The following is a 3,119-nucleotide window of genomic DNA, read 5'->3' as shown; positions in this document are numbered from 1 at the left end:
CGACCGCGCCGCTGGTCGTCCAGGCGCTGGTGCTGCTGCAGCAGGGCGACATCGACGGCGCGGCCGCGGCGATGGCCCGCGCCGACCGGGGTGGGCCGGACGGGTCCGTGCTCCGCTTCCCGTTCCACTTCCTGGCCCGCGGCAGGCTCGCCGAGGCACGCGGTGACCTGGACGGGGCACTGGCGCACCTGGACCGGTGCGGTGCCGCCCTGCGCGCGGAAGGCTGCGCGAACCCGCTGTTCGTCCCGTGGTGGCTCGACGCCGCCCGGGTGCTGGTCCGGCTCGGCAGGCGGGCGGAGGCCGCGGACCTCGTGGCGCACGGCGGAGAACTGGCCCGTGCCTGGGGATCAGCGGCGGCGCGGGGAATGGCGCTGCTGGGCCACGGCCTGGTGGCCGAGGGCGACGCCGCCGTCGGCAAGCTCCGCGAGGCGGTGGAAGTGCTCGGCGGGACGGCGGCGTCCTGGTACCTCACCGAGGCGGAAACCGCGCTGGGACAAGCGCTTCTGCGCGGCGGAGACCACCAGGGCGCGCGCCGGGCGTTCCGGTCCGCGGTGGACCTTTCGGTGCGGTCGGGGTTCTGGAGCCGGGCCGAAGAGGCGCAAGCCGGCGTGACCGCGGCCGGCGGGCGCAACTACCCGGTCACCGGCAGCGTGACCGACGTGCTGACGCTGGGGGAGCGGCGGGTCGGCGAGCTCGCCGCGACCGGTGCCACCAACCGGACCATCGCCGACGCGCTCCAGCTCGCCGTTCGGACCGTCGAAATCCACCTGACCAGCGTCTACCGCAAGCTGGGCGTCACCGGCCGCACCCAGCTGCAGGAGCGGTTCCCCGGCGGCCTGCTCGCACCGGAACCGGCGCTGTGACCGGTGCCGCGCCACAACCACGGGGGAGCGGTATGCGTCCGGTGCCCGGCCTGGCGGTGATCGTCGACGACACCGGCGTGCTCGAAATGGTGCTGCCCACCGGGGAGCACCGCGTGCTCGCCAGCGGCCTCGGCGCGGCGATGTGGATCGCGCTGGCCCAGCACGACTGGGATCCCGCCGCCGCGGCGCTGGCACTGGCGCCGACGTGCGACCTCGAACCGGCGGAGCTGACCGGTTCGCTGCGCGCGTGGATGGGCGACCTGGTGGCGCTGGGCGTGCTGAGCGCCGACGCGGCCGACGGAAAACCCTAGACATGCGCGCTGTTCGTTGACCGGTGCGACCGCGGTGACCGACGCTCCCCGGACAAGGGAAAAATCCCGGAGACTCAGGGAGGCGCGGTGGGCGGGCAGGCGCAGGATCGGCCGGCCGTGATCGGCGGCGGGGTGATGGGCTCGGCCATCACGGCGATGGCGCTGGGGCACGGGGTTCCGGTCACCCTGGTCGAAGTCGACGGCGAAGCGGTGGAACTGGCGAAGCGGCGAGTGGCGCAGCAACTGCGGCACGCCCGGCTGATGGGCGCGTTCCCCGACGTCGGCGAAGGCGAGCTGACCGCGACGACCGACCTGGCCGCGGCGAAGGACGCGACCGCGGTCGTCGAAGCGATCATCGAAGACGACAAGGTCAAGGCCGCGGTGCTCGGCGAGCTTTCGGCGCTGGTCGCACCCGGAACCCCCTTGATCACCAACACTTCCGGCATCCCCGTCGACGAACTCGCCGAAGCGGTCGAGCGGCCCGCGGACCTGCTGGCGACGCACTTCATGAACCCGGCGTACCTCATCCCGAACGTCGAGGTCGTCCGCGGCCCGCGCACCGGTCAGTCCACTCTGGACGCGGTGCTGGGCCTGCTGGAACGGCTGAGCCGCAAGCCGATCGTCGTGCGCGACTCGCCGGGGTTCGTCACCAGCAGGCTGCTGCACCCGATGATCAACGACGCCGCGCGGCTGGTCGAAGAAGGCACCGCGTCGGTCGAAGCGGTCGACGAGCTCATGCAGGGCTGCCTCGGCCACCCGACCGGCCCGCTGCGCACCGCCGACCTGATCGGCCTGGACAACCTCGCGGACGCGCTGCGGGCGCTCGCCGAACGCACCGGCGACCCGCGGCACGCGCCGTGCGCGCTGCTGCTGTCCAAAGTGGCCGACGGCCACCTCGGCCGGAAATCCGGCCGGGGCTTTTACGAGTACGGGAAGGTGTTCTGAGTGAACGACGTCTCCACCACCGCAACCCCGGCGCGCGCGCCGGAGGCCGTCACGCGCGAGATCACGGAGTTCCTGGCCGGGCGCGTCAAGCAGGACGTCCCGGTCGACCAGGACCTCTTCCGCACCGGCCTGGTCTCCTCGATGTTCGCCATGGAGATGGTCGTGTTCCTCGAGCAGACCTACGGCATCGCGATCGTCGGGCCGGACCTCAAGCTCGACAACTTCCGCACCGTCGAAGGCATGACGGCGCTCGTGGGGCGCCTGCTCGATGAGTGACAACCCCCTCGAAGCGGCCGCCGCCGAGCTGACCGCCGAAGTCGGTGACCGGGCGGCGGGCTGGGACGTCGAGGGACGGCTGCCCGAAGACCTGTTGCGCGCGCTGGGCGCGCGGGGCCTGCTGTGCGCGGAAGTGCCCGCCGGGTACGGCGGTCTCGGCGCGAGCAGCCTCCACAGTGGATGGTTCACCGCGCACGCCGGTGCGCTGTGCAGTTCGCTGCGCAGCGTGATGACGTCGCAGGGCATGGCGGCCTGGACCATCCAGCGCTTCGGCGACCGCGCCCAGCGGGCGGCCTACCTCGGCCGGCTGACCTCCGGCGACCTGGCCGCGGTGGCCTTCAGCGAACCCGCGGCGGGCAGCGACCTGTCGTCGGTGGCCACCACCGTCCGCGCCGACGGCGACGACGTCGTCGTCAACGGCGAAAAGGTCTGGATCACCGCCGCGGCGTACGCGGACCTGATCGTGGTCGTCGGCGAGCTCGACGGCCTCGGCACCGCGGTCGTGGTGCCGTCGGACGCCGAGGGCGTCACGATCGAACGCGTCCCGCACCCCAGCGGGTGCCGCGCCGCCGGCCACTCGACCGTCCGGCTCCACGACGTCCGGCTGCCGCGCTCGGCGGTGCTCGGCGGTGGCGGGGTCGACCTGTCCATGCTCGTCACGACCGCGCTCGCCTACGGCCGGATCTCGGTCGCGTGGGGCTGCGTCGGCATCCTGCGGGCCTGC

General features: G+C 73.4%; 5 protein-coding genes. All 5 read left to right on the top strand.

What is annotated here, in order from left to right:
• On the top strand, window positions 1–863 hold an 863-nt coding region (locus tag G3I65_RS18615; protein WP_160697238.1), incomplete at its 5' end, for a helix-turn-helix transcriptional regulator.
• Window positions 864–895: 32 nt separating this feature from the next.
• The gene (locus tag G3I65_RS18610; RefSeq protein ID WP_160697237.1) at window positions 896–1,174 is read left to right on the top strand and encodes a hypothetical protein; all 279 of its coding nucleotides are present in this window, start codon (window positions 896–898) and stop codon (window positions 1,172–1,174) included.
• An 87-nt stretch (window positions 1,175–1,261) separates the two neighbouring features.
• The gene (locus G3I65_RS18605; RefSeq protein WP_160697236.1) at window positions 1,262–2,119 is read left to right on the top strand and encodes a 3-hydroxyacyl-CoA dehydrogenase family protein; all 858 of its coding nucleotides are present in this window, start codon (window positions 1,262–1,264) and stop codon (window positions 2,117–2,119) included.
• Entirely contained in the window at window positions 2,120–2,395 is a 276-nt protein-coding gene (locus G3I65_RS18600; protein WP_160697235.1) for an acyl carrier protein, read from the top strand.
• Window positions 2,388–3,119 (top strand): acyl-CoA dehydrogenase family protein (locus tag G3I65_RS18595; RefSeq protein ID WP_160697234.1); only part of this gene is annotated, 732 nt, incomplete at its 3' end. The genes G3I65_RS18600 and G3I65_RS18595, both read left to right, overlap by 8 nt.

Origin of the sequence: Amycolatopsis sp. SID8362 (assembly GCF_010550475.1) — a bacterium.
Classification (GTDB): domain Bacteria; phylum Actinomycetota; class Actinomycetes; order Mycobacteriales; family Pseudonocardiaceae; genus Amycolatopsis; species Amycolatopsis eburnea.
Note: the sequence above shows the minus strand (reverse complement) of the source record. Positions and strands in the feature narration are given on the sequence as shown.